Origin of the sequence: Streptomyces sp. V4I23, assembly GCF_030817975.1 — a bacterium.
Lineage (GTDB): Bacteria > Actinomycetota > Actinomycetes > Streptomycetales > Streptomycetaceae > Streptomyces.
On the sequence record NZ_JAUSZW010000004.1, the window covers coordinates 6,015,971 to 6,041,223 of the forward strand.

Below are 25,253 nucleotides of genomic sequence, written 5' to 3' on the forward strand. Positions count from 1 at the left end.
CACTGACAGTCCGTCCGGGAGCGGACGTCAGCTCACCGCGTTCCGCACGACGTCCGGGTTGTTGGTGATGATCCCGTCCACCCCGAAGGCGTCCACGCGCGCCGCGCCCGCCGCGTCGTTCACCGTCCAGGTGTTGACCCGCAGCGGCTTGCCGTGCGCGCCCTTGAGCGCGTGGACGGCGGCCACGTACTCGGCGGTCAACGAGGTGTGCGTGGGGTTGATCTGGTCGGTGAACGCCGCGTACGCCGGCAGATCGGCGACCGCCGGCGTACCGAGGAAGCCGGTGGTGAGGTCCGGCCGCTGCTGGTGAACGGCCTTCACGCTGTCCGCGCCGAAGCTCTGGATGACGAGCCGGCCCGCCACGTGCCGGCGGTCCAGCCAGCCCTCCTTGCCGAGCACCCGGAGGGTGTCCTTCTCGATGCCCGGGTACAGCTCGGGCTTCTTGATCTCCAGAAGGAGCTTCTGGTTGTTCTCGTCGACGCGGTTCAGGTACTGCTTGAGCGTCGGCACGCGCGCCCCGGCCCACTCGGCGCCGCGCCAGCTGCCCGCGTCGAGGCGGGCGATCTCGGCGGCGGTGAAGTCCTTGACCTTCCAGGGCGCGCGGTCGGGGAAGACCTGCTCCACGTCGGTGGTCCGGGCGAGTGAGTCGTCGTGGACGACGACGAGCTCGCCGTCCTTGGTGCGCTGGACGTCGTTCTCCACCCAGACGAAGCCCATCCGGTCCGCGAGGTCGACCGCCGCGAGGGTGTTCTCGGGCGCGTATGCGGAGGCGCCCCGATGGGCGATCACGAGTGGTTCGTCCTGCTGCGCCACGGCTTCCGGGGTGCCGGAGGCCGAGCCGGGCGCGAGGAACACGGCGATTCCGAGGGCAGTGGCGGCCAGGGCTGCGACGGGGCGTGCGTGCACGGGGGATTTCCTCACGTCGTCGGATCACGGACGGGCCGAGGGTGACAGTTGTCGGCCAACGCGGGACAGGCGAAGTATGGCCACAACCTGAACGGACCGCGCGCTGGGAACCACCCGTGTCTCGCATGTCGACAAATCGCCGCCCCGGCGTTTGCATCCCGTTCCCCGGGCCGTACTCTCGCCCACAACCGGACGTTCGCTCCCGGATGCGCGGGGGATCGGGGGATCGGGGGATCGCGGGGATCGCGGAGGGGGCAGGGGGCACCGGGCACAGGGGATCACACGGGGCGAAGGGCGCAGGGGATGCAGGGCACGGTGGACGGTTTCGGCTATGGCCTCGTCACCCCGGTGGCGGCCTATCTCATGGCCTGCCTGGGCGGCGCCCTGGGCCTGCGCTGCACCACGCGGTCCGTGCGCCACGGCCGCGGCTTCAAGGCGGCGTGGCTGGCGCTCGGCGCCACGGCCATCGGCTCGGGGATCTGGACGATGCACTTCATCGCGATGATGGGGTTCACCGTCCAGGAGGCCCCCATTGGCTACGACAGGCCGACCACCTTCGCGAGCCTCGCCGTGGCCGTCGTCATGGTCGGCATCGGGATCTTCATCGTGGGCTACCGCGGCGCGACCTTGATGGCGCTGGTCACGGGCGGGACGCTCACCGGACTCGGCATCGCGTCCATGCACTACCTCGGCATGGCCGGAATGAGACTGCAGGCCGTCCTGGAGTACGACACCCTCACCGTCGCGCTCTCCGTGGTGATCGCCGTCGTCGCGGCGACCGCCGCGCTGTGGGCGGCGGTGTCCGTGCACGGCTTCCTGGCGAGTCTCGGCGCCGCCCTCGTGATGGGCATCGCGGTGAGCGGGATGCACTACGTCGGGATGGCGGCGGTGAGTGTCCATCTGCACCCCACGATCGACCTGACCACCGCCGGCGACTCCCCGGTCGGCGTGCTCGCGCCCGTCCTCGTGGGCCCCGCGGTCTTCCTGCTGCTCGCCGCCGTCGTGGTGATGTTCGACCCGCTCCTGGTGCTGGGCGAGCCGGAACACGGGTGGCCCGCCCGCGACGAGGGCCGGCGCGCGGGAGTCCCGGCCCGGGCAGGGGCGCAGGCGGGGCGCCGCCCGGCCCTCCTGGGCCGCCGACGGCGGCCGCCGCCGGCGCTTCGCGGACCACGACAGCCGCTGAGCGCGGTTCCGCGGGGCCGGCAGGCGCCGGACCACGGGCAAAGCTGCTGGTCGCAGCGGCTCCGGCCGGTGGCCGGGACCCTGCGTGGACCCGGCGTCCGCAGCGGTTCACCCCCGGCTGTCAGTGGCGGGTCGTACGGTGGATTCCATGCGGCCCGTTTCCAAGATCGAACGTACGGTGGCGCCTTTCGAGGTCGTCAGCCCCTACCAACCCAGCGGCGACCAGCCGACGGCCATCGCCGACCTGGAGCGGCGTATCCGCGCGGGCGAGAAGGACGTCGTCCTGCTCGGCGCGACCGGCACCGGCAAGTCGGCGACCACCGCGTGGATGATCGAGAGGCTTCAGCGCCCCACCCTGGTGATGGCGCCGAACAAGACTCTGGCCGCCCAGCTGGCGAACGAGTTCCGCGAGCTCCTCCCGAACAACGCGGTGGAGTACTTCGTCTCGTACTACGACTACTACCAGCCCGAGGCGTACGTCCCGCAGTCGGACACCTACATCGAGAAGGACTCCTCGATCAACGAGGAGGTCGAGCGCCTGCGCCACTCCGCGACGAACTCGCTGCTGACCCGCCGCGACGTCGTCGTGGTCGCCTCCGTCTCCTGCATCTACGGCCTCGGCACCCCGCAGGAGTACGTGGACCGCATGGTCCAGCTCAAGGTCGGCGACGAGATCGACCGTGACCAGCTGCTGCGCCGCTTCGTCGACATCCAGTACACGCGCAACGACATGGCGTTCCAGCGCGGCACCTTCCGGGTCCGCGGCGACACCATCGAGATCTTCCCGGTCTACGAGGAGCTCGCCGTCCGCATCGAGATGTTCGGCGACGAGATCGAGGCACTGTCCACCCTCCACCCGCTCACCGGCGAGATCCTCACCGAGGACCAGTCGCTGTACGTCTTCCCCGCCAGTCACTACGTGGCCGGCCCCGAGCGCATGGAGAAGGCGGTCAACGGCATCGAGGCCGAGCTGGAACAGCGCCTCGCGGAGCTCGACAAGCAGGGCAAGCTGCTGGAGTCCCAGCGGCTGCGCATGCGCACGACGTACGACATCGAGATGATGCGCCAGATCGGCTCGTGCTCGGGCATCGAGAACTACTCGATGCACTTCGACGACCGCGAGCCCGGCTCCCCGCCCAACACCCTCCTCGACTACTTCCCCGAGGACTTCCTGCTCGTGATCGACGAGTCCCATGTGACGGTCCCGCAGATCGGCGCGATGTACGAGGGCGACGCCTCCCGCAAGCGCACGCTCGTCGACCACGGCTTCCGGCTGCCGTCCGCACTCGACAACCGCCCCTTGAAGTGGGAGGAGTTCAAGGAGCGGATCGGCCAGACCGTCTACCTGTCCGCCACCCCGGGCGCCTACGAGCTCTCGCGCGGCGACGGTTTCGTGGAGCAGATCATCCGGCCCACGGGTCTCGTCGACCCGGAGGTCGTCGTCAAGCCCACCGAGGGCCAGATCGACGACCTGGTCCACGAGATCCGGCTGCGCACGGAGAAGGACGAGAGGGTCCTCGTCACCACCCTCACCAAGAAGATGGCCGAGGACCTCACCGACTACTTCCTCGAACTGGGCATCCAGGTCCGTTACCTCCACAGCGACGTCGACACCCTGCGCCGCGTCGAGCTGCTGCGTGAACTGCGCGCCGGCGAGTACGACGTCCTGGTCGGCATCAACCTCCTGCGTGAGGGCCTGGACCTCCCCGAGGTCTCGCTGGTGGCCATCCTGGACGCGGACAAGGAGGGCTTCCTGCGCTCCGGCACCTCCCTGATCCAGACCATCGGCCGCGCGGCGCGCAACGTCTCCGGCCAGGTCCATATGTACGCGGACAAGATCACGCCCGCGATGGAGAAGGCCATCGACGAGACCAACCGCCGCCGCGAGAAGCAGATCGCGTACAACACGGAGAACGGCATCGACCCGCAGCCGCTCCGCAAGAAGATCAACGACATCGTCGCGACGATCGCGCGCGAGGAGGTCGACACCGAGCAACTGCTCGGCACCGGCTACCGCCAGGGAAAGGCCGACAAGGCGGGCAAGGCCGTCAAGGCCCCCGTGCCCGCGCTCGGTACGTCGGGTGCCAGGAAGGGCGAGGTGGTCAGCGACCGTCCCGCGGCCGAACTGGCCGGAATCATCGAGGAGATGACCGAGCGGATGCGCGCGGCCGCGGCGGAGCTGCAGTTCGAGGTGGCCGCGCGACTGCGCGACGAGGTGAGCGAGTTGAAGAAGGAGCTCCGCCAGATGAAGGAGGCGGGCCTCGCCTGAGACGGCAGCGGACGCTGTGTTGCAAGACCGACACAAAATCGGGCGGACGGTCCTGCTCCGCCGTCCCGACTGCGTAGGGTGCAGGTCAACCGCACATTTGGGCGGTGGCAATTCTCAAGAAGGGGACAGCGCGTGACGGTCAACATGACCAAGGGCCAGGCCATCAGCCTGCAGAAGAGCGACGGGGGCACCCTCACGGCTGTGCGGATGGGGCTCGGCTGGCAGGCGGCCCCGCGCCGCGGTCTGTTCGGCTCGCGCACCCGCGAGATCGACCTCGACGCGTCGGCCGTGCTGTTCGCCGACAAGCAGCCGGTGGACGTGGTCTTCTTCCGCCACCTCGTGAGCGACGACGGCTCGGTCAAGCACACCGGTGACAACCTGGTGGGCGGCGCCGGTTCCGGCGGCGACGACGAGGCGATCCTCGTCGACCTGCAGCGGGTACCGGTCCACATCGACCAGATCGTCTTCACGGTGAACTCCTTCACCGGCCAGACGTTCCAGGAGGTGCAGAACGCCTTCTGCCGCATCGTCGACGAGACCAACGGCCAGGAGCTCGCCCGCTACACGCTCGACGGCGGCGGCCAGTACACGGCGCAGATCATGGCCAAGGTGCACCGCGCGGGCGGCGGCTGGCAGATGACCGCCCTGGGCAACCCGGCCAACGGCCGTACGTTCCAGGACCTGATGCCGGCGATCCTGCCGCACCTGTAGACGTTCACCGCAGGCCCGGACCGTATCGACGGACCCGCAGCTCCCGGAGGCATCGCCGCCGGGAGCTGCACCGCTTGCACCGCACGACGCGAACCGCCGGCCGCCCGCGCACCGGCGACGCCGCACGACATCCGACGCACACACCACGCGTACCGCAGAACACCGAGGGGACAGAGCGATGACGGCCGAGCTGGTCCGGGGGCAGAACCACCCCCTGCCGCACACCCGGCTGGAGGTACGGGTGTCGGCCGGTCATCCGGTCGTGGCCTGCGCCAGCTACGTCGACGACCGCGGCACAGGGCGCGAGGAGTGGGTCGCCCATCCCGGCGCCCGCGCGCTGCCCGGCGTCGAGGTGCCGGGACAGGCCGACCGGTCGCCCCGGTTCACGCTCCAGCTGGACGCCGTGCCCGAGGCGGTGCAGCAGATCAACGTGCTCCTCGCGCTCGCGGGCGGGGGCGGTCCCGACCGCTTCGGCGCCACTGCGGCGCCCTTCGTCGCCGTCGTCGGCGACGACGCGGACGAGATCGCCAGTTTCACCATCACCGGCCTCGACACCGAGACCGCGCTCGTCGCCGTCGAGGTCTACCGGCGCCAGGGCGCCTGGAAGATCCGTGCGGTGGGCCAGGGCTACGAGGGCGGCCTCGCGGACCTCCTCGCCGACCAGGGCCTCATCCGCGCCCGGGAGGTCGCCGCCGGCATCCAGGCGACCGTGGCCCTCCCGGCCCCCCGCACCGAACCGGCGCGGCTGGCCACGAGCGCCGAGGCGGGTCCGGCCGCGCCCGCCGCACCCGACCAGTCCTCCGCCCCCGACGCGACGCCGTCCGGCGGCCGTTCGCTCTCCGACGGGCTGTCCGTGCCCGCGGCCCAGGCCGCGGCGGCCTCCGCGGGCCCGCAGCACACCCCGGGGCCGGACGCGCCGCAGGTCCCGAGCGGCCCGGTCGACTACACGCACCCCCGGCGTCAGTCGGCGGCCCCGCCGCCGCCCCCGGCCGCACCGCCGGCGGAGCCCGGCCGCCCCTCCGCGCCCGTCGCGGGCGACGCCACGGGCTGGTCGATGGAGGAGCGCCTCTACAACCAGATCTGGGGCATGTTCGAGGACCTGGCCAGGACCGTCGCCGCGTACCGCAGTGCGGTCGAGTTCGCCGAGAACCGCATGGACAAGGAGCTCGACCAGGTCCTGTCCGACCCGCGCAGCCGCATCGGCAGCGGCGGGGACGCGGCGCGGGCCGCGGCCCGCGCCAAGTGCGAGGAGCTGACCGATCAGGCCCGGCAGGTCCTCGACCGCGATCTGGCCCAGCTCACCGCCGAGGCGGAGGTCGTCGAGCCCGCGCTGCCACCGGCCTTCGCGCGCTGGGACAACCCGGTCTGGCACGCCTACCGCGTCCCGATGGAGATCCCCATGGCGCTGCGTATCGGGGACATCCACCTGCCCGAGAGCCCCGAGTTGCGCCTCCCGCTGCTCGTACGGCTTCCGTTGGAGCGAGGGTTGTGGGTGGACAGCGGACGGTCGAGCTCGGACGCGGCCATGGCGCTGGACGAGGGAGTGCTGCGCCGGCAGGCCGCCGACACGGCGGTCGCGCTCGCGGCCCGGCTCGTCGCGGTGTATCCGCCCGGCGAGTTCTCGGTGCATGTGATCGACCCCGCGGGGGCGGCGGCCGGGTCCCTGGCCCCGCTGGTGGGCTCGGGCGTGCTCGCCGGGCCGCCGGCGGCAGGAGCCCAGGGCGTGAGTTCCGTCCTCGCCCGGCTGACCCAGCGGGTCGACCTGGTGACGATGGCGCTGCGCGGTGACGCGGCCGACTCCCTGCCGCCGGATCTCGACCGGGCCGAGCAGCTCCTGATCGTCAACGACTTCCCGCACGGCTTCGACGACCGGGCGGTCACCCAGTTGCGGTACCTCGCCGATGAGGGACCGGCTGTCGGAGTCCATCTGCTGATGGTCGCCGACCGCGAGGACGCCTCCGCCTACGGCCCGGTGCTGGATCCGCTGTGGCGCTCGCTCCTCCGGATCACGCCCGTGCCCGACGACCACCTCGCCGACCCCTGGGTGCGGCACGCGTGGACGTACGAACCGCTGCCCGTGCCGCCGGGCAGTGCCGTGCTGCGTCAGGTGCTGGACCAGGTGGCCGACGCCCGCCGATCGTGGGGCCGCTGACCTGGGCACTTGGTAGCCGCTTTACCCTTCGCTTTACCTTTCCTTGGTCTTTCCTGTACTGTTCCTTGGGCGGAGGGGAGTACTCCCGACTCGCGGCGTGCCCGTCAGTACGGACCGACAGAGAAGGTCCCGGGGCGCCGGCCCGTGGTGCGGCACGACACCGCACGGGGTGGAGGAGACCTCCGGCAGCGACGACGCTGATCAGTAGCCGTACGAAGCCGGAGGCACAGTGGACGTTTCCATGACCCTTTGGGTGCTGACCATTCTCGGTCTCAGCGCCCTGATCGCGGTCGACTTCTTCATCGGGCGAAAGCCCCATGACGTGTCGATCAAGGAAGCCGGTATCTGGACGGTCGTCTGGATCGTGCTGGCCGCGCTCTTCGGCGTGGGCCTGCTCGTGTTCGGCGAGAGCCAGGCGTCCGGCGAGTTCTTCGCGGGCTTCATCACCGAGAAGTCGCTGAGCGTCGACAACCTCTTCGTCTTCGTCCTGATCATGGCGAAGTTCTCGGTGCCCTCCCACCTCCAGCAGCGGGTGCTGCTGATCGGTGTACTGATAGCCCTCGTGCTGCGGGCGATCTTCATCGCCGCCGGCGCCGCCATCATCGCCAGCTTCTCGTGGGTGTTCTACCTCTTCGGCGCCTTCCTCATCTACACCGCCTGGAAGCTCATCCAGGAGGCGCGCTCGGACGAGGAAGAGGAGGAGTTCGAGGAGAACAGGCTCCTCAAGTCCATCGAGAAGAAGTTCGGCGTCGCCGACAAGTACCACGGCACGAAGCTGTTCATCCGGAACAACGGCAAGCGCGTCCTGACCCCGCTGATGGTGGTCATGCTCGCCATCGGCACCACCGATGTGCTCTTCGCGCTGGACTCCATCCCCGCGATCTTCGGTCTGACCCAGGACCCGTACATCGTCTTCACGGCCAACGCGTTCGCGCTGATGGGTCTGCGCCAGCTGTACTTCCTCATCGGCGGACTGCTGAGGAAGCTGGTCCACCTCAGCTACGGCCTGTCGGTGATCCTCGGCTTCATCGGCGTCAAGCTGGTGCTGCACGCGCTGCACGAGAGCGGGGTGCACGTCCCCGAGATCTCGATCCCGTTCTCGCTGGCCGTCATCTGCGGCGTGCTGGTCGTCACGACGATCACCAGCCTGATCGCCTCCAGGAAGCAGGCCGAGCGGGAAGCGGCCGAGTCCGGGCAGGCCGCCGGCGAGGATCGTGCCGAGAAGGACAGCATCGACGCCTGACCCACCAGGCCCGGTCATCCGCGGTGACAGCCCGGCCGGGGCGAGGACGAAAGCCCTCGCCCCGGCCGGCTGTGTATCCCGCATCCGGACCGGTCCCTTTCCGCGGACCCCGGGGCTGGGGTGAGCGCGCCGGGTGCCGGGGATTTCCGCAGGGTCGGTGCCGCCTCCACGGCTGTCTCCGGCTCCGCATACCGTGGCGTGCGACAGCCCCGAGCGCCGAGGACGTGAGAGCCATAGCCGCACGCCGAGACCAGACCGCGTCCTCCGCCCTGGTGCCGCTGCGCGCCGTCGAAGCGCCCCGGGGTGCCGTCCTGCTGTTGCACGGCGGCCGGGCCGACGCCCTGGAGCCGCCGCCGGTCGTCAATCTGCCCGCGGTCCGGATGCGTCCCTTCGCCAGGTCCCTCGCACGAGCCACCGTCGGCCACGCCATCGCCCTCGGCCGGGTGCGCTACGTCCACCGCGGCTGGAACGGGGAGCGCGCCGACGCGGCGCGGGACGCGACGCGAGCTCTGGAGGAGCTGTCCCGGGTGACGGGTCCCGTACCCGTCGTCCTGGTCGGCCATTCGATGGGGGGCCGGGCAGCCCTGCGCGTCGCCGGGCACCCCCTGGTGTCCGCCGTGGTCGGGCTCGCGCCCTGGTGCCCTGCGGACGAACCTGTCGATCACCTGGCGGGCCGGCGTGTCGTCCTGCTGCACGGCGACCGGGACCGGGTGACCGACCCCGCCGACACCTGGGCTCTCGCCGCCCGTGCCCGGACCGCGGGTTCGGAGGTCTGCACACTGCCGGTGTCCGGCGGTGACCACGCCATGCTGCGCGGCGCCGCCGCCTGGCACGCCCTGACCACCGCGGCGGTCACCGGCCTGCTGGGCCTGGGGCCGCTGCCGGGGCGCGTCGCAGAGGGCTTCGCCGCGCCCGCAGCCGCCCCGCACGTGCCCGCTCAGGCGCCGGAGCTGCCCGGTACCGCACCCGCTCAGGCGCCGGAGCCGCCCGGAACCGCACCCGAGCCGACGGCCTGAGCGGCCTGAGCGGGAAGGCCGGGTACTACCAGCCGCGTTCGCGCCACTCCGGAAGCTTCGGGCGCTCGTCGCCCAACGTCGTGTCCTTGCCGTGGCCCGGGTAGACCCACGTCTCGTCGGGGAGCCGGCCGAAGAGCTTCTCCTCGACACCGTTCAGCAGATCGGTGAACGCCTTCGGATCGTCATGGGTGTTGCCCACACCGCCCGGGAAGAGGCAGTCCCCGGTGAACACATGGGGATGCCCGTGCGGGTCGTCGTAGACCAGCGCGATCGACCCCGGGGTGTGGCCCACGAGGTGACGGGCGGTCAGTTCGACGCGGCCCACCCGGATCGTGTCCCCGTCGTCCACCAGGACATCGGTGGGGACCGGGATCCCCTCGGCGTCGTGGCGTCCCGCGTACGTCCGGGCGCCCGTCGCCGCGACCACCTCGGCGAGTGCCTGCCAGTGGTCGCCGTGGCGGTGCGTGGTGACCACCGACGCGATCGAGTCGTCGCCGATGAGCCGCAGCAGGGTGTCGGGCTCGGCGGCGGCGTCGATCAGCAGCTGCTCGCCGGTGGCCCGGCAGCGCAGAAGATAGGCGTTGTTGTCCATCGGGCCGACCGCGACCTTGGAGATCATCAGGTCCGTCAGTTCGTGCACGTCCGCGGGCCCGCCGACCTTCACCACTCCGCTGTAAGTCATACGTCTCAGCCTATAGCGGGGGCAGTACGGGCAGCGGTCCTCCCGACAGCTCCAGCGCCGCGCCGTCCCGCCGTCCCGCGAGCCAGCCCAGCACGTCCGCAGGCGGCCCGGACACCGTCACCTCGGGTCCTTCGTCGCCACCCGTGCGCCACTCGCCCCCGGTGGTGCGGACCCGCGTGGGCGGGACCTTCGCGGCGCCGCGGAAGCGCTGGGCGAGGAAGTCGGTCTCCCGCTGGGTGAACTCCTTCGACAGGTCCTCCAGCTCGTAGCCGATGCCCAGGTCGACGTGGTGCAGCTCCACCTCGATCAGGCGGCGGAACGGCACCCGTGCCGCCCGGTCGGTGATGCCGTTGCGCAGCTCGACCGTGCGGTCCCAGTCCGCGGGCACGGAGCCGGCGTCCTGGAAGCGTGCGGCGCTCTCCCGCAGGTCGTCGAGCTGCACTGCGAGGGGCCGGGGTGCGTCGCGCTCGATGTCGGCGTTGCGCGCCTCGCCGCTGACGTACATCGGGCGGCCCTGGAGAACATTCACGAGCGCGTCGGCGTTACGGGAGATGTGGGCCAGTACATGGCCGAGGGTCCAGCCCGGCAGCCGTGACGACCGTGCCACGGCGGCGTTGTCCAGTGCGGCGACGGCGGTGAGGAGCCGGTCGGTCGCTTCACGTACGGAGCGCAGGTCGTTCAGAGGATCGATCACGAGGCAGACCCTAGCCCTCGGTTCTCGTTCGGGTGAAGGAATCGGCAGGCGTCCGTAAATCGAATGCGCGTGCTATACGCTCGGTGGAGGCATCCTTGAAAGTCAGGCATTCATCCATCTGGCGGCCCCCCTAGGCTTGGAACAGTCTGGGACGGGGGCCGTGCCCCCGCTTCTCTCAAGAAAGGTGCGGACCGGCGTGGCCGACCGTCTCATCGTCCGTGGCGCGCGCGAGCACAATCTGAAGAACGTCTCGCTCGACCTCCCGCGCGACTCCCTCATCGTCTTCACCGGGCTCTCGGGGTCGGGCAAGTCGTCCCTCGCGTTCGACACGATCTTCGCCGAGGGGCAGCGCCGCTACGTCGAGTCCCTCTCCTCGTACGCCCGGCAGTTCCTCGGTCAGATGGACAAGCCGGACGTCGACTTCATCGAGGGCCTGTCGCCGGCCGTCTCGATCGACCAGAAGTCGACCTCGCGCAACCCGCGCTCCACGGTCGGCACGATCACCGAGGTCTACGACTACCTCCGTCTGCTGTTCGCCCGCATCGGCAAGCCGCACTGCCCCGAGTGCGGCCGTCCCATCTCGCGCCAGTCGCCGCAGGCGATCGTCGACAAGGTCCTGGAGCTGCCCGAGGGCAGCCGCTTCCAGGTGCTCTCGCCGCTGGTGCGCGAGCGCAAGGGCGAGTTCGTCGACCTCTTCTCCGACCTCCAGACCAAGGGCTACAGCCGTGCCAGGGTCGACGGCACGACGATCCAGCTCGCCGAGCCGCCCACACTGAAGAAGCAGGAGAAGCACACCATCGAGGTGGTCGTGGACCGCCTCACCGTCAAGGACAGCGCCAAGCGCCGGCTGACCGACTCCGTCGAGACCGCGCTCGGCCTCTCCGGCGGCATGGTCGTGCTCGACTTCGTCGACCTCCCCGAGGACGACCCCGACCGCGAGCGGATGTACTCGGAGCACCTGTACTGCCCCTACGACGACCTGTCCTTCGAGGAGCTCGAGCCCCGCTCCTTCTCGTTCAACTCGCCGTTCGGCGCCTGCCCCGACTGCACCGGCATCGGCACGCGCATGGAGGTCGACCCCGAGCTGATCGTCCCCGACGAGCAGAGGTCCCTCGACGACGGCGCGATCCACCCCTGGTCGCACGGCCACACCAAGGAATACTTCGGGCGCCTGATCGGCGGGCTCGCCCAGGCGCTCGGCTTCTCCACCGACATGCCCTGGGCCGGTCTGCCGCAGCGCGCCAAGAAGGCCCTGCTGTTCGGCCACAAGACCCAGGTCGAGGTCCGCTACCGCAACAGGTACGGCCGGGAGCGCGCGTACACGACCCCCGCCTTCGAGGGCGCCGTCCAGTTCGTGAAGCGGCGGCACTCCGAGGCCGAGAGCGACTCCAGCAGGGAGCGCTTCGAGGGCTACATGCGCGAGGTCCCCTGCCCGACCTGCGAGGGCACCCGCCTCAAGCCGATCGTCCTCGCGGTCACCGTGATGGAGAAGTCCATCGCCGAGGTCTCCGCGATGTCGATCAGCGAGTGCGCCGAGTTCCTCGGCCGCCTCAAGCTGGGCGCCCGCGACAAGAAGATCGCCGAGCGCGTCCTCAAGGAGGTCAACGAGCGGCTCCGCTTCCTCGTCGACGTCGGCCTCGACTACCTCTCCCTCAACCGTGCGGCAGGCACCCTCTCCGGCGGCGAGGCGCAGCGCATCCGGCTCGCCACCCAGATCGGCTCCGGCCTGGTCGGTGTGCTGTACGTGCTGGACGAGCCGTCCATCGGCCTGCACCAGCGGGACAACCACCGGCTCATCGAGACGCTGGTGCGCCTGCGGGACATGGGCAACACACTGATCGTCGTCGAGCACGACGAGGACACGATCAAGGTCGCGGACTGGGTCGTCGACATCGGCCCCGGCGCGGGTGAGCACGGCGGCAAGGTCGTCCACTCCGGCCCGTTGAAGGAGCTGCTGGCCAACAAGGAGTCCATGACCGGGCAGTACCTCTCCGGCAAGCGGTCCATCCCGACGCCCGAGCTGCGCCGCCCGGTGGACCCGACGCGCCGGCTCACCGTGCACGGCGCCCGGGAGAACAATCTGCGGGACATCGACGTGTCCTTCCCGCTCGGCGTTCTCACCGCGGTCACCGGTGTCTCCGGCTCCGGAAAGTCGACCCTGGTCAACGACATCCTCTACACGCACCTGGCCCGCGAGCTGAACGGTGCCAAGTCGGTGCCGGGACGGCACACCCGCGTCGACGGCGACGACCTCGTCGACAAGGTCGTGCACGTGGACCAGTCGCCGATCGGCCGCACCCCGAGGTCGAACCCGGCGACGTACACCGGCGTCTTCGACCACGTCCGCAAGCTCTTCGCCGAGACGATGGAGGCGAAGGTCCGGGGCTATCTGCCCGGCCGCTTCTCCTTCAACGTCAAGGGCGGCCGCTGCGAGAACTGCTCCGGCGACGGCACGATCAAGATCGAGATGAACTTCCTGCCGGACGTGTACGTCCCGTGCGAGGTCTGTCACGGGGCGCGGTACAACCGCGAGACGCTGGAGGTCCACTACAAGGGCAAGTCCATCGCCGAGGTGCTGGACATGCCGATCGAGGAGGCGCTGGACTTCTTCGAGGCCGTCCCGACGATCTCCCGCCACCTGCGCACGCTCCACGAGGTCGGCCTCGGGTACGTCCGGCTCGGCCAGTCCGCTCCGACGCTCTCGGGTGGTGAGGCACAGCGCGTGAAGCTGGCCTCCGAGCTCCAGAAGCGTTCCACCGGGCGCACGGTCTACGTGCTGGACGAGCCCACGACCGGTCTGCACTTCGAGGACATCAGCAAGCTGATCAACGTGCTGTCCAACCTCGTCGACAAGGGCAACTCGGTGATCGTCATCGAGCACAACCTCGACGTGATCAAGACGGCCGACTGGGTCGTCGACATGGGCCCCGAGGGCGGCAGCGGCGGCGGACTCGTCATCGCCGAGGGCACCCCGGAGCAGGTCGCGGGCGTCCCGGCGAGCCACACCGGTAAGTTCCTGCGGGACATCCTGGACGCGGAGCGCATCAGCGACGCGGTGTCGGTGCCGGCGGCGCGGAAGCCCGCGCGGAAGGTGGCGGCGAAGAAGACGGCGACGGCGGCGCGGGCCCGTCGCGCCTGACGGGGCGGCCCCGCCGTTGCGGGTGCGTTCTTCCGGGGTTCCGGCTCCGGAAGAACGCCTTCAAGCACCAAGGGCCCGTGCGTCCCAGACACCCGTGGCTCGGACCTCGCGCCTCAGGCGCCGGCGGGGCTCGAATGACCCGGCGCAGGATCTGCGGCTGTTCCCTGGCTCAGTTCCCAGGCGTACGGCGGCTCCGCACCCGTACGGGAGCACGTCACCGCCGCCGCGCGCGCCGCGAACGTCAGCACCTCGGTCCAGGCCGCGGCGTCCAGCGCGGACAGCGCGGCGGGTGACAGCGCGTCCCGGGCCGCGAGCCCGTGGAGCAGCGCCGCGTTCACCGTGTCGCCCGCCCCGATGGTGTCCGCGACGGTCACCGGCGCGGCCGGGACCGAGACCTCGACACCGGCGCGGGTCCGCACCGTCAGCCCCGAGCCGCCCCGGGTCAGCACCACCGCCTCCGGCCCTTCGGGCACGCCGCCCAGCCACTCGGCGTCGTCCTCGGAGAGCTTCAGCAGCGAGACGAACGGCAGCCACCCCGCGAACCGCGCCCGGTAGGCGTCCGCGTCGGGGATCAGACCGGCCCGGATGTTCGGGTCGAGCAGTGTGAAGACCCCGCGCGCCGCTTCCCGCCGCAGCAGCGCCTCGTACGCGGTCGCGCCCGGCTCCAGCACCAGCGAGCACGTGCCCAGCGTCAGCGCCCGCACGGCCTCGGGCAGAGCGCCGGGCAGTTCGAAGAGGCGGTCCGCGCTGCCCTGCGCGTAGAAGCCGTACCCGGCCGAACCGTCCGAGCCGATCGCGGCCACCGCCAGCGTCGTCGGCTCCGGGCCGCGCTGGACCAGGGAGACGTCGACACCCGCCGCGCGCAGCCCGCCCAGCAGTGCCTCGCCGAAAGCGTCCGTCGACACCCGAGAGCAGAACGCAACCGGGGAGCCCAGCCTGCCGAGCGCCACCGCCGTGTTGTAGGGCCCGCCGCCGAGGCGGGGCAGCAGCGCGGGCAGGGGAGCGGCGGCCCCCTGCGGGACCAGGTCGATCAAGGACTCACCGGCGACGACGATCACGGGCCAGAACGTAGCCGATGCCCGCGCGCCCGACCAGGGAGCCCGCCCCGGGCACCGCCGATCTCCGCCGGTATCGTCGTTTCTGTCACCGACACGCGCCCTCGGACGCACCCGACGCTCTGAACAGTGGAGTTCCCATGCCCGGCCAGCCGCCCGCCCGCCGTACCGTCCTGAAGGGCGCTGCCCTCGCCGGGGCCGCCGGGCTGGGCGTCGCCGCCTGCTCCACCGAGTCCAAGGTCGGCCACGCGGAGAACCCGACGCCCACCGCGCCCGTCGACCTCGGCGCCGCCGACGCCGTCCCGGTCGGCGGGGCCAAGCTCTACCGCGAACAGCGACTGGTCGTGCACTGCCCGGCGAAGGGGCAGTACAAGGCGTTCAGCGCCCAGTGCACGCACGCGGGCTGCGTGCTCGACAAGCTGGAGGGCACGGAGGGCAACTGCCCCTGCCACGGCAGCCGCTTCGACGTGACGACCGGCAAGGCGCTCGTGGGCCCGGCCACCGTGCCGCTGCCGGAGGTCCCGGTCAGGACGGAGGGCGGCAGGCTCGTCGCCGGCCCCGACGCCTGACGACGGCTCCGACGCCCGGACCCGTACGCATCGCCCGGCCCCGGCCCCACGCGCGGTCGGCCCACAGGTCGGCCCTGGTCCGGCCCGGCCCGGACTGGTCCGTGCGCCGTCAGTCCCAGTCCCAGTCGATCCCGAGGATCCCCGGCCGCACCCCCTGCTCCACCAGGTGCACCGTGCGATGGCGCCCGCTGAGCGCGAGACGCGTCCGGGCTCCCCGCGGCGCACCCGTCGTCGCATGGGCGAACCGGTGGCAGCGCACCGGCAGCGCGCCTTCGTCGAACCGCACCTGGAGCAGGTACTGCCCGCCCGCGAAGCCGAATCCGCGCACGTACTCGCTGCCCGGACCGCCGGTGCCGTCCTCGAAGCCGTAACCGAAGACGTACGTCTCTCCGGCGCGCAGCCGGGTGTCGAAGAGGAGCTCGGCGACCACCACGCGGGTGTCGGTGTCCCACCGCACCCGGCCCGTCCGGCAGTTCTCCAGCGCGCTCACCCGCACGCGCGCCGGGTCACAGCCGGGATCGCCTTGGTGGACGGCCAGATAGCGGTCGACGCCGTCCCGCTGTGCGCGGACGACGTGGTGGGAGTCGCGTCCCGCGAGGCGCCGGTCGGCGTCGATGCGCACCCGGTCCTGGTGTCCGACCGTGTGCAGTCCGCCGTCCCCGGGCGGCGTGAGACCGGCGAACAGCCGTTCCGCCGTGCCGGCGGCCTCCGCGAGCGAGCGGTAGGAACGTGCCCCGGGACGGTGCGCGCCGGCGGGGGCGCTGTCCGTCCCCGGGCCGAGCAGCCGGACCAGTGACTGCGCGGGCAGCTCCAGCACGTCCTCCAGCGCGCGCACGGCCCGCAGCGACTCGGGGCGCTGCGGGCGGCGCGCGCCCTGCTGCCAGTAACTGAGGCTGGTCACCCCGACCTTGATCCCCCGGTGGGCGAGGTGGTGCTGGACGCGCTGGAGCGGCAGGCCGCGCGTCGCGAGGGCGGCGCGCAGGGCCAGGTGGAACGGGCCGGTGGTCAGCACCTGTGCCAGGTCTGCCTCGGTGTGGCCCATGGACTCCTCCGGGGGCTCATGGCGTGCGGTGAACGATCACGGAGCGGTGGCTGCCGCTGGGGGTGGGCGGCGGCCTTCCGGGCGGGGAGGGACGGAGGTCTTCACATCCGGGCCGTACCGATCACAGCGCCGCGTCACTCCGCATTGAAGCGTGTTGATCTTCCCGCGACAAGGATGGATGCAGGGCTCATGGCCGGGAACGAGGCCCCCGGCCGCCGTCGCGGCCGGTTTCCGCGCCCGCCCTCGTCCGGCCCGCGGCGTCCCGCTCAGCGCTGGTCATGTCCCCCCGGAGATGACCACGCTGTCACCTGCCGCCAGTAGGGTGGTCGGCATGGCAGACCCCTCCAGTTACCGCCCCAAGCCGGGACAGATCCCCGACTCGCCGGGGGTCTACAGGTTCCGCGACGAGCACCGCCGGGTGATCTACGTCGGCAAGGCGAAAAGCCTGCGCCAGCGCCTCGCCAGCTACTTCCAGGACCTGGCCAATCTGCACCCGCGCACCCGCACCATGGTCACCACCGCCGCCTCCGTCGAGTGGACGGTGGTCTCCACCGAGGTCGAGGCGCTCCAGCTGGAATACTCCTGGATCAAGGAGTTCGACCCCCGGTTCAACGTCAAGTACCGCGACGACAAGAGCTATCCGTATCTCGCGGTCACGCTGAACGAGGATTTCCCAAGGGTCCAGGTCATGCGCGGCGCCAAGCGGAAAGGCGTGCGCTACTTCGGTCCGTACGGGCACGCGTGGGCGATCCGCGAGACCGTCGACCTGATGCTCCGCGTCTTCCCCGTGCGCACCTGCTCCGCGGGCGTGTTCAGGAACCACGTGCAGAAGGGCCGACCCTGCCTGCTCGGCTACATCGGCAAGTGCTCCGCGCCGTGCGTCGGCCGGGTCACCCCCGAGGAGCACCGCGAACTGGCCGAGGAGTTCTGCGACTTCATGGCCGGCCGCACCGGCACGTACATCCGCCGCCTGGAGAAGCAGATGACGGCGGCCGCCGAGGAGATGGAGTACGAGAAGGCGGCCCGGCTGCGCGACGACATAGAGGTGCTCAAGCGCGCCCTGGAGAAGAACGCCGTCGTGCTCGCCGACGCGACCGACGCCGACCTGATCGCCCTCGCCGAGGACGAGCTGGAAGCCGCCGTGCAGATCTTCCACGTCCGCGGCGGCCGGGTGCGCGGCCAGCGCGGCTGGGTCACCGACAAGGTGGAGAACGTCGACACCGCCGGCCTGGTCGAGCACGCCCTCCAGCAGCTGTACGGCGAGGAGAGCGGCGACGCCGTGCCCAAGGAGGTCCTCGTCCCCGCGCTGCCCGAGGACGACAGCGCCGTCACCCAGTGGCTGAGCGGCCGCCGCGGGTCGCAGGTGTCGCTGCGCGTCCCGCAGCGCGGCGACAAGAAGGCGCTCATGGAGACCGTGCAGCGCAACGCCCTGCAGGCCCTCGGCCTCCACAAGACCAAGCGCGCCAGCGATCTGACCACCCGCTCGCGGGCCCTGGAGGAGATCGCGGAGGCCCTCGGTCTCGACTCGGCGCCCCTGCGCATCGAGTGCTTCGACGTCTCCCACCTCCAGGGCGAGGACGTGGTGGCGTCGATGGTGGTCTTCGAGGACGGCCTCGCGCGCAAGAGCGAGTACCGCCGCTTCCAGATCAAGGGTTTCGAGGGCCAGGACGACGTCCGGTCCATGCACGAGGTGATCACCCGGCGGTTCAGGCGGTATCTCGCCGAGAAGGACAGGACAGGGGAGTGGATCGGCGGCGACGACCCCGGGAGCCAGGCCCCCGAGGACGACGGCCGCCCAAAGAAGTTCGCCTACCCGCCCCAGCTCGTCGTCGTCGACGGCGGAAAGCCGCAGGTCGCGGCCGCTCAGCGAGCCCTTGACGAGCTCGGCATCGACGACGTGGCCGTCTGCGGCCTCGCCAAGCGCCTCGAAGAGGTCTGGCTGCCGCACGACGACGACCCGGTCGTGCTGCCCCGGTCCAGCGAGGGCCTCTACCTCCTCCAGCGGGTCCGTGACACGGCTCACGATTTCGCCATCCGCTATCAGCGCTCCAAGCGGACGAAGCGGATCAGGACCAGCCCGCTGGACGCCGTGCCCGGCCTCGGGGACACCCGCAAACAGGCTCTGATCAAGCATTTCGGCTCGGTGAAGCGCCTGCGGCAGGCGACAATCGAGCAGATCTGCGAGGTCCCCGGCATGGGCCGCAAGACGGCCGAGTCGGTCGTCGTGGCCCTTGCGCAGTCGGCTCCGGCCGCACCCGCCGTGAATACGGCGACAGGAGAGATCATGGAAGAGAACGACGGGGGCAGAACGACATGACCGAGCACGACGGAGACGGAGCAGCAGACGTGAGTACGGGCAATACGGCCGAGCCCGCCGACGCCGCGGCGGACGTGGCCATCCCGGAGCTGGTGATCATCTCCGGCATGTCCGGAGCCGGTCGCAGCACTGCGGCGAAGTGTCTGGAGGACCTGGGCTGGTTCGTCGTGGACAACCTGCCCCCCGCGCTGATCCCCACCATGGTGGAGCTCGGCGCCCGCTCGCAGGGCAATGTCGCCCGCATCGCCGTCGTCGTGGACGTGCGCGGACGGCGCTTCTTCGACAATCTCCGCGAGTCCCTCGCCGACCTCGACGCCAAGCAGGTCACCCGCCGGACGGTCTTCCTGGAGTCCTCCGACGACGCCCTCGTGCGCCGGTTCGAGTCGGTCCGCCGCCCGCACCCGCTCCAGGGCGACGGCCGGATCGTCGACGGCATCGCGGCCGAGCGCGACCTGCTGCGCGAGCTGCGCGGCGACGCCGACCTGGTGATCGACACCTCCAGCCTCAACGTGCACGAGCTGCGCGCCAAGATGGACGCCCAGTTCGCGGGCGAGGAGGAGCCGGAGCTGCGGGCGACGGTGATGTCGTTCGGGTTCAAGTACGGACTCCCCGTCGACGCCGACCTCGTCGTCGACATGCGCTTCCTGCCCAACCCGCACTGGGTCCCCGAGCTGCGCCCCTTCACCGGCCTGAACGAAGAGGTGTCGAACTACGTCTTCAACCAGCCCGGAGCCAAGGAGTTCCTGGACCGCTACACCGAGCTGCTCCAGCTGATCGCCTCCGGCTACCGCCGCGAGGGCAAGCGGTACGTGACCATCGCGGTGGGGTGCACGGGCGGCAAGCACCGCTCGGTCGCCACCTCCGAGAAGCTCGCGGCCCGCCTGTCCTCCGCCGGAGTCGAGACCGTGGTCGTGCACCGGGACATGGGGCGCGAGTGACCGGACGAACCCTCCGTCTGCGGCGGGTGCGCAGGTCCACGCGTACCGTGTCGACACGGAAGCGCGGCGCGCAGCCCAAGGTCGTCGCCCTCGGCGGCGGCATGGGCCTGTCCGCGTCGCTCGCGGCCCTGCGCCGCATCACCGGCGACCTGACGGCGGTCGTCACCGTCGCCGACGACGGCGGCTCCAGCGGCCGGCTCCGCGAGGAGCTCGGCGTGCTGCCGCCGGGCGACCTCCGCAAGGCGCTCGCGGCCCTGTGCGGCGACGACGACTGGGGCCAGACCTGGGCCCGCGTCATCCAGCACCGCTTCCAGTCCAAGGGCGACCTGCACGAGCACGCGGTCGGCAATCTGCTGATCGTGGCGCTGTGGGAGCAGTTCGGCGACCATGTGCAGGCCCTCGACCTGGTCGGCAAGCTGCTCGGCGCCCAGGGCCGGGTGCTGCCCATGTCGGCCGTCCCGCTGGAACTCCAGGCGCTCGTGCGCGGGCACGACCCCGCGCGCCCCGACGAGGTGTCCACGGTCCGCGGCCAGGCGACCGTCGCGCTCACCCCGGGCGAGGTGCAGTCCGTGCACCTCGTGCCGAACGACCCGCCCGCCGTCCCGGAAGCGGTCGAGGCCGTCCTGGACGCCGACTGGGTGGTTCTCGGGCCCGGCTCGTGGTTCTCCTCGGTCATCCCGCACCTGCTCGTGCCCGAGCTGCTCGATGCCCTGGTCGAGACCAAGGCGCGGCGGGTCCTCTCCCTCAATCTCGCGCCGCAGCCGGGCGAAACAGAAGGCTTCTCCCCGCAGCGTCATTTGGAGGTTTTGGGACGACACGCGCCTAAACTCGCCCTGGACGTGGTGCTGGCCGACGAGGCCGCCGTGCCCGACCGCGAGTCCCTCGACGACGCCGCCAGGCGGCTCGGCGCCGCGGTCGAGCTGGCGCCCGTGGCCTCGGTCGGGGGCCCCTCCCAGGGCGAAGTCTCCGGGGGAGGCGCTCCGAAGCATGACCCGGAGCTGTTGGCTGCCGCGTACGACCGTATTTTTCGGATGCATGGAAGGATCGGCCCATGGCGATGACGGCAGCGGTGAAGGACGAGATCTCCCGGCTTCCCGTCACCCGGACCTGCTGCAGAAAGGCGGAGGTCTCGGCGATCCTGCGGTTCGCGGGCGGTCTGCACCTGGTCAGCGGCCGCATCGTGATCGAGGCGGAGCTCGACACCGGGATCGCGGCGCGCCGCCTCAAGCGCGACATCCTGGAGATCTTCGGCCACAGCTCGGAGCTGATGGTGATGGCCCCCGGCGGGCTGCGCCGCGGCTCCCGTTTCGTCGTACGGGTGGTGGCCGGCGGCGACCAGCTCGCGCGGCAGACCGGCCTGGTCGACGGCCGCGGCCGCCCGATCCGCGGCCTGCCGCCCCAGGTCGTCTCCGGCGCCACGTGCGACGCCGAGGCCGCCTGGCGGGGTGCGTTCCTCGCGCACGGCTCCCTGACGGAGCCCGGCCGGTCCTCCTCGCTGGAGGTCACCTGCCCCGGCCCGGAGGCCGCCCTGGCACTGGTCGGCGCCGCCCGCCGGCTCTCGATCGCCGCCAAGGCCCGCGAGGTGCGGGGCGTGGACCGAGTGGTCGTCCGGGACGGTGACGCGATCGGCGCGCTGTTGACCCGCCTCGGGGCGCACGAGTCGGTGCTGGCGTGGGAGGAGCGGCGGATGCGCCGCGAGGTGCGGGCCACCGCCAACCGCCTGGCGAACTTCGACGACGCCAACCTGCGGCGGTCGGCCCGCGCCGCCGTCGCGGCCGGGGCCCGGGTGCAGCGCGCCCTGGAGATCCTCGGCGAGGAGGTGCCCGAGCATCTCGCCGCCGCGGGCCGGCTGCGCATGGAGCACAAGCAGGCGTCCCTGGAGGAGTTGGGCGCCCTCGCCGACCCGCCGCTGACGAAGGACGCGGTCGCCGGCCGTATCCGGCGGCTGCTGGCGATGGCCGACAAGCGGGCTCAGGACCTCGGCATTCCGGGTACGGAGTCCAATCTGACCGAGGAGATGGCCGACGGGCTCGTCGGCTGAGCCCTCCCCGGCATGCAGCTCAAGAGCTTTGCTGCCGACGCCCGTTCGGGCGTCGGCAGCGGCGTTTCCGCAGACCGTCCCGGGCATCCCGATGCCCTATTGACATGATCATGGAGAGTCATGAGCCTGGCGCGTGTTCACTCATCGGGCAGACAACAGCAAGGGGGGCGCATGAGACGCAGGGCGAGATCGATCCTCGCAGCGGCTTCACTGCTCGTCGCGGGACTGTCGGCGGCGCCGATCGCGCAGGCCGAACCGGGGGGAGGAGACGGTGACGAACTCTCCGTGTGGCATGCGAAGGTCACCCGGGCGCAGGTCCCGCTGATCCTCGCGGCGGGCGCCGACGGGCACGAACTCACCGAGCAGGTGCCGAAGAAGGGCTCCGCCACCGTCGAGCTGTACCTCACCGAACGGCAGGCGGACGAACTGCGCGCGCAGGGCGTCGGCATCACCGAGCACACCGTCCCCGCCGAGGCCGAGCGGCGCGTCGCCAAGGCGGGCGACGGCGTCTACCGGCCGTACAGCGGCGAGGGCGGCCTCAGGAGCGAGATCCTGGCGACCGCCGCCGCCCATCCCGGCCTCACCAAGGCCGTCAGCATCGGCAAGACGGTCAAGGGCCAGGACATCCTCGCCCTCAAGATCTCCAAGGGCGCCGCGAAGCACCGGGACGGCAGCAAGCCGGCCACGCTCTACATGTCGAACCAGCACGCCCGGGAATGGATCACGCCGGAGATGACCCGGCGGCTGATGCACCACTACCTCACGAACTACGGCAAGGACCCGCGGATCACGAAGATCGTGGACTCCACCGAGCTGTGGTTCGTGCTCTCGGCCAACCCCGACGGCTACGACCACACCTTCACCGGGACCGCCGAGCGCCAGTGGCGCAAGAACATGCGCGACAACAACGGCGACGGGAAGATCACGCCCGGCGACGGCGTCGACCTCAACCGGAACTTCGCCTACAAGTGGGGCTACGACAACGAGGGTTCGTCCCCCGACCCGTTCGACGAGACCTACCGCGGCACCGGCCCGGCGTCCGAGCCCGAGACCCGGGCCATCGACGCCTTCCAGAAGCGCATCGGCTTCGAGTACGGCATCAACTACCACTCGGCCGCGGAGCTGATCCTCTACGGAGTCGGCTGGCAGGTCGCCACACCCACGCCCGACGACGTGCTCTACAAGGCGCTCGCCGGCACCCCCGAGAACCCGGCCGTCCCCGGCTACCGCCCCCAGGTCTCCTCCGAGCTGTACACCACCAACGGCGAGGCCGACGGCCACGCGGCCAACGTCAACGGGATGATGATGTACACCCCGGAGATGTCGACCTGCGCCACCGCGTCCCGCATCGACCCGAACGACCCCTGGAACGCGGCCGACTGCGCCTCCGTCTTCACCTTCCCCGACGACGAGAAGCTGATCCAGCAGGAGTTCGCGAAGAACATCCCGTTCGCGCTCTCCGTCGCCGAGACCGCCGCCCACCCCGACCGGCCGTCCTCCTCGCTCGGGCTCGACGCGGCGGACTTCACCCCCGACACCTTCACCACCTCCTACGCCCTCGGCGGGGATCAGGAAGTGTCCGTCGTCGCCCGTAAGTCGCTACGGGGCAAGCAGCTCAAGTACCGCGTCAACGGCGGTCGTACGCACAACCAGGTGCTGCGGCCCTGGAAGGGCGGCGAGACCTTCGGCGGCGACGACAACATCCGCTTCGACGAGTACCGCGCCGGCATCCGGGACGGCGACGTCGGCGACACGGTCGAGGTCTGGTTCACCGGCCGTACGAGGGAGGGCAAGCGCACCTCCAGCGAGCACTTCACCTACCGGATCGCCGAACGGCCGCGCGCCTCGACCCTCGTGATCGCCGAGGAGGGCGGCAGCGCACCCGCGCAGCACACCGCCGTCTACACCGGGGCGCTCGCCGACAACAAGCAGCGCAGCGCGGTCTGGGACGTCGCCACGCAGGGCACCCCGCATCCGCTCGCGGTGCTCGGCCACTTCGACACGGTCGTCTGGTACACCAGGGCGAAGGCGCCCACCTGGGCCACCACGCAGGCCGTGCGGGCCTACCTCAACGAGGGCGGCAAGCTCGTCACCACCGGCGAGCGGGCCGGCGGCGCCGCCGACCTCGGCGGCGCGCTGAGCGACGACTTCTCCCAGTACTACCTCGGCGCCTCGGGCCGTGCCTCGCTCGCCGGAGCGGGCGGCTTCCTCGGCGCGGGCCGCCTCGCGGGGGCCTCGGGAGCGCTCGCCGGGGCGCCCGGCAACCCACTGGACGCGGCCGGTGCGTACACGATCACCTCGGACACCCTGCCGTCCGACAAGTTCCCGCAGTTCAGCAGCGTTGCCGCGGGCGACTACCCCGGCGTGAAGATGCCCTTCTCGCCGTACGAGGGCGACTGGTACGCGGCGGCGAGCCACCGCAACGCCTCCTGGATGCGGCTCACGCGCACGCTCGACCTGAGCGGCACGAGCGCGGCCGACGCGCCCGCGCTGAATCTGCGCCTGAGCTACAACACCGAGCCCGGCTACGACAACGCCGTCTTCGAGGTCCACACCGTGGGCCAGGACGACTGGACGACGCTGCCCGACGCGAACGGCTCCACCTCCACCACCGTCCCCACCCAGTGCGACGGCGGCTTCTACGTCGCCATGCACCCCTTCCTGCGGCACTACCTCACCGTGGGTCCCGGCGGATGCACGGCGCGGGGCTCCACGGGCGCCTGGAACTCGTTCACCGGGGCCTCCGACGGCTGGCGGGCCGCCTCGTTCGATCTCAGCGCCTATGCGGGCAAGAAGATCGAGGTCGCCGTCTCGTACATCACCGACCCCGGCGACGGCGGCCGGGGCGTCTTCGTCGACGACACCCGGCTGGTGACGGCGGGCGGCGAGCAGGGCGCCGAGGGCTTCGAGACCTCGCTCGGACCCTGGGCCGTCGCGGGACCGCCGCAGGGCAGCCCCGCTCTGCGCGGGAACTGGACACGCAGCCAGGACCTGCACCCGTCCGCCGCGGCGGTCACCGCGCGTGACAGCGTGCTGATCGGCTTCGGACTGGAGCACGTGCCCTCCGCGGCCGACCGGGCCCGGATCATCGGCAGGGCGCTCGCCGCACTGCGGCGCTGACACAGTCGGAGCGGCCGGATCCGGGCCGTGACCCGATCAAAAAACGGCCGGAAAAGCGGCGGTCCGTACCCCTACTGGTGGGTACGGACCGCCTTGCCGTACACGGCCCGCTCTGGATGTCACCACGAGCACTCCGGAGAGGTAGGGTCGTAGGCGGTCGGGGACATCCCAAATAAA

17 protein-coding genes and 1 pseudogene are annotated in these 25,253 nt (G+C 71.2%); 13 read left to right on the plus strand and 5 right to left on the minus strand.

Annotated features, from left to right (window positions below; translation table 11 throughout):
- Positions 1 to 27: 27 nt before the first annotated feature.
- On the minus strand, positions 28 to 906 hold the full coding sequence (locus QFZ82_RS29620; protein ID WP_373429343.1) for a glycerophosphodiester phosphodiesterase: 879 nt from the start codon (positions 904 to 906) through the stop codon (positions 28 to 30).
- Positions 907 to 1,209: 303 nt separating this feature from the next.
- Here QFZ82_RS29620 and QFZ82_RS29625 point away from each other — a divergent pair.
- From QFZ82_RS29625 to QFZ82_RS29650, 6 genes and pseudogenes are all read left to right on the plus strand, one after another.
- A pseudogene (locus QFZ82_RS29625) lies at positions 1,210 to 2,079 on the plus strand (MHYT domain-containing protein); the annotation flags it as partial.
- 157 nt (positions 2,080 to 2,236) lie between these two features.
- Complete coding sequence (uvrB, locus tag QFZ82_RS29630) at positions 2,237 to 4,357, plus strand: excinuclease ABC subunit UvrB (RefSeq protein ID WP_307716053.1); 2,121 nt, start codon at positions 2,237 to 2,239, stop codon at positions 4,355 to 4,357.
- A gap of 132 nt (positions 4,358 to 4,489) precedes the next feature.
- A complete protein-coding gene (locus QFZ82_RS29635) occupies positions 4,490 to 5,068 on the plus strand; it encodes a TerD family protein (RefSeq protein ID WP_124277026.1) in 579 nt (192 codons plus the stop codon).
- 178 nt (positions 5,069 to 5,246) lie between these two features.
- The gene (locus tag QFZ82_RS29640) at positions 5,247 to 7,220 is read left to right on the plus strand and encodes a TerD family protein (protein ID WP_307716054.1); all 1,974 of its coding nucleotides are present in this window, start codon (positions 5,247 to 5,249) and stop codon (positions 7,218 to 7,220) included.
- A 229-nt stretch (positions 7,221 to 7,449) separates the two neighbouring features.
- Positions 7,450 to 8,463: a TerC family protein gene (locus QFZ82_RS29645; RefSeq protein WP_307716055.1), complete on the plus strand. Its 1,014-nt coding sequence runs from the start codon at positions 7,450 to 7,452 to the stop codon at positions 8,461 to 8,463.
- A gap of 224 nt (positions 8,464 to 8,687) precedes the next feature.
- Positions 8,688 to 9,479: an alpha/beta hydrolase gene (locus tag QFZ82_RS29650; RefSeq protein WP_373429344.1), complete on the plus strand. Its 792-nt coding sequence runs from the start codon at positions 8,688 to 8,690 to the stop codon at positions 9,477 to 9,479.
- Between the two features lie 25 nt (positions 9,480 to 9,504).
- On the opposite strand, the gene QFZ82_RS29655 is transcribed toward QFZ82_RS29650, so the two are convergent.
- Both QFZ82_RS29655 and QFZ82_RS29660 read right to left on the minus strand, forming a co-directional pair.
- Positions 9,505 to 10,161, minus strand: a complete 657-nt coding sequence (locus tag QFZ82_RS29655) for an MBL fold metallo-hydrolase (RefSeq protein ID WP_307716056.1) — start codon at positions 10,159 to 10,161, stop codon at positions 9,505 to 9,507.
- A 10-nt stretch (positions 10,162 to 10,171) separates the two neighbouring features.
- Positions 10,172 to 10,855 (minus strand): maleylpyruvate isomerase family mycothiol-dependent enzyme, encoded by a 684-nt coding sequence (locus QFZ82_RS29660; RefSeq protein ID WP_307716057.1) that lies wholly within the window; start codon positions 10,853 to 10,855, stop codon positions 10,172 to 10,174.
- Between the two features lie 196 nt (positions 10,856 to 11,051).
- Between QFZ82_RS29660 and uvrA the strand changes: the two genes are divergently transcribed.
- On the plus strand, positions 11,052 to 13,994 hold the full coding sequence (gene uvrA / locus QFZ82_RS29665; protein WP_307716058.1) for an excinuclease ABC subunit UvrA: 2,943 nt from the start codon (positions 11,052 to 11,054) through the stop codon (positions 13,992 to 13,994).
- Positions 13,995 to 14,107: 113 nt separating this feature from the next.
- On the opposite strand, the gene QFZ82_RS29670 is transcribed toward uvrA, so the two are convergent.
- Entirely contained in the window at positions 14,108 to 15,052 is a 945-nt protein-coding gene (locus tag QFZ82_RS29670) for a carbohydrate kinase (protein WP_307716059.1), read from the minus strand.
- A 137-nt stretch (positions 15,053 to 15,189) separates the two neighbouring features.
- Between QFZ82_RS29670 and QFZ82_RS29675 the strand changes: the two genes are divergently transcribed.
- Positions 15,190 to 15,618 carry a Rieske (2Fe-2S) protein gene (locus tag QFZ82_RS29675; RefSeq protein ID WP_307716060.1) on the plus strand — a complete coding sequence of 143 codons (429 nt, stop codon included), beginning with the start codon at positions 15,190 to 15,192 and terminating at the stop codon, positions 15,616 to 15,618.
- A 109-nt stretch (positions 15,619 to 15,727) separates the two neighbouring features.
- On the opposite strand, the gene QFZ82_RS29680 is transcribed toward QFZ82_RS29675, so the two are convergent.
- Positions 15,728 to 16,660, minus strand: a complete 933-nt coding sequence (locus QFZ82_RS29680; protein WP_307716061.1) for a hypothetical protein — start codon at positions 16,658 to 16,660, stop codon at positions 15,728 to 15,730.
- Between the two features lie 331 nt (positions 16,661 to 16,991).
- Here QFZ82_RS29680 and uvrC point away from each other — a divergent pair, with 331 nt between their 5' ends.
- The 5 genes from uvrC to QFZ82_RS29705 all read left to right on the plus strand — a co-directional run bounded on the left by uvrC (position 16,992) and on the right by QFZ82_RS29705 (position 25,076).
- Complete coding sequence (uvrC, locus tag QFZ82_RS29685; RefSeq protein ID WP_307716062.1) at positions 16,992 to 18,977, plus strand: excinuclease ABC subunit UvrC; 1,986 nt, start codon at positions 16,992 to 16,994, stop codon at positions 18,975 to 18,977.
- On the plus strand, positions 18,974 to 19,915 hold the full coding sequence (gene rapZ, locus QFZ82_RS29690; protein ID WP_177148837.1) for an RNase adapter RapZ: 942 nt from the start codon (positions 18,974 to 18,976) through the stop codon (positions 19,913 to 19,915). The genes uvrC and rapZ overlap by 4 nt, the downstream gene beginning before the upstream one ends.
- Positions 19,912 to 20,976 carry a uridine diphosphate-N-acetylglucosamine-binding protein YvcK gene (gene yvcK / locus QFZ82_RS29695; protein WP_307716063.1) on the plus strand — a complete coding sequence of 355 codons (1,065 nt, stop codon included), beginning with the start codon at positions 19,912 to 19,914 and terminating at the stop codon, positions 20,974 to 20,976. The genes rapZ and yvcK overlap by 4 nt, the downstream gene beginning before the upstream one ends.
- On the plus strand, positions 20,967 to 21,956 hold the full coding sequence (gene whiA / locus QFZ82_RS29700) for a DNA-binding protein WhiA (protein WP_005318962.1): 990 nt from the start codon (positions 20,967 to 20,969) through the stop codon (positions 21,954 to 21,956). The genes yvcK and whiA overlap by 10 nt, the downstream gene beginning before the upstream one ends.
- Before the next feature lie 171 nt (positions 21,957 to 22,127).
- On the plus strand, positions 22,128 to 25,076 hold the full coding sequence (locus QFZ82_RS29705; protein WP_307716064.1) for a M14 family metallopeptidase: 2,949 nt from the start codon (positions 22,128 to 22,130) through the stop codon (positions 25,074 to 25,076).
- The last annotated feature ends 177 nt before the right edge of the window (positions 25,077 to 25,253 follow it).

Bases quoted from the DNA above. Each gene is read 5' to 3' on its own strand.
- uvrB (WP_307716053.1), top strand. From the start codon at position 2,237: ATGCGGCCCGTTTCCAAGATCGAACGTACGGTGGCGCCTTTCGAGGTC.
- QFZ82_RS29640 (WP_307716054.1), top strand. From the start codon at position 5,247: ATGACGGCCGAGCTGGTCCGGGGGCAGAACCACCCCCTGCCGCACACC.
- QFZ82_RS29655 (WP_307716056.1), bottom strand. From the start codon at position 10,161: ATGACTTACAGCGGAGTGGTGAAGGTCGGCGGGCCCGCGGACGTGCAC.
- QFZ82_RS29675 (WP_307716060.1), top strand. From the start codon at position 15,190: ATGCCCGGCCAGCCGCCCGCCCGCCGTACCGTCCTGAAGGGCGCTGCC.
- QFZ82_RS29680 (WP_307716061.1), bottom strand. From the start codon at position 16,660: ATGGGCCACACCGAGGCAGACCTGGCACAGGTGCTGACCACCGGCCCG.
- uvrC (WP_307716062.1), top strand. From the start codon at position 16,992: ATGGCAGACCCCTCCAGTTACCGCCCCAAGCCGGGACAGATCCCCGAC.
- rapZ (WP_177148837.1), top strand. From the start codon at position 18,974: ATGACCGAGCACGACGGAGACGGAGCAGCAGACGTGAGTACGGGCAAT.
- whiA (WP_005318962.1), top strand. From the start codon at position 20,967: ATGGCGATGACGGCAGCGGTGAAGGACGAGATCTCCCGGCTTCCCGTC.
- QFZ82_RS29705 (WP_307716064.1), top strand. From the start codon at position 22,128: ATGAGACGCAGGGCGAGATCGATCCTCGCAGCGGCTTCACTGCTCGTC.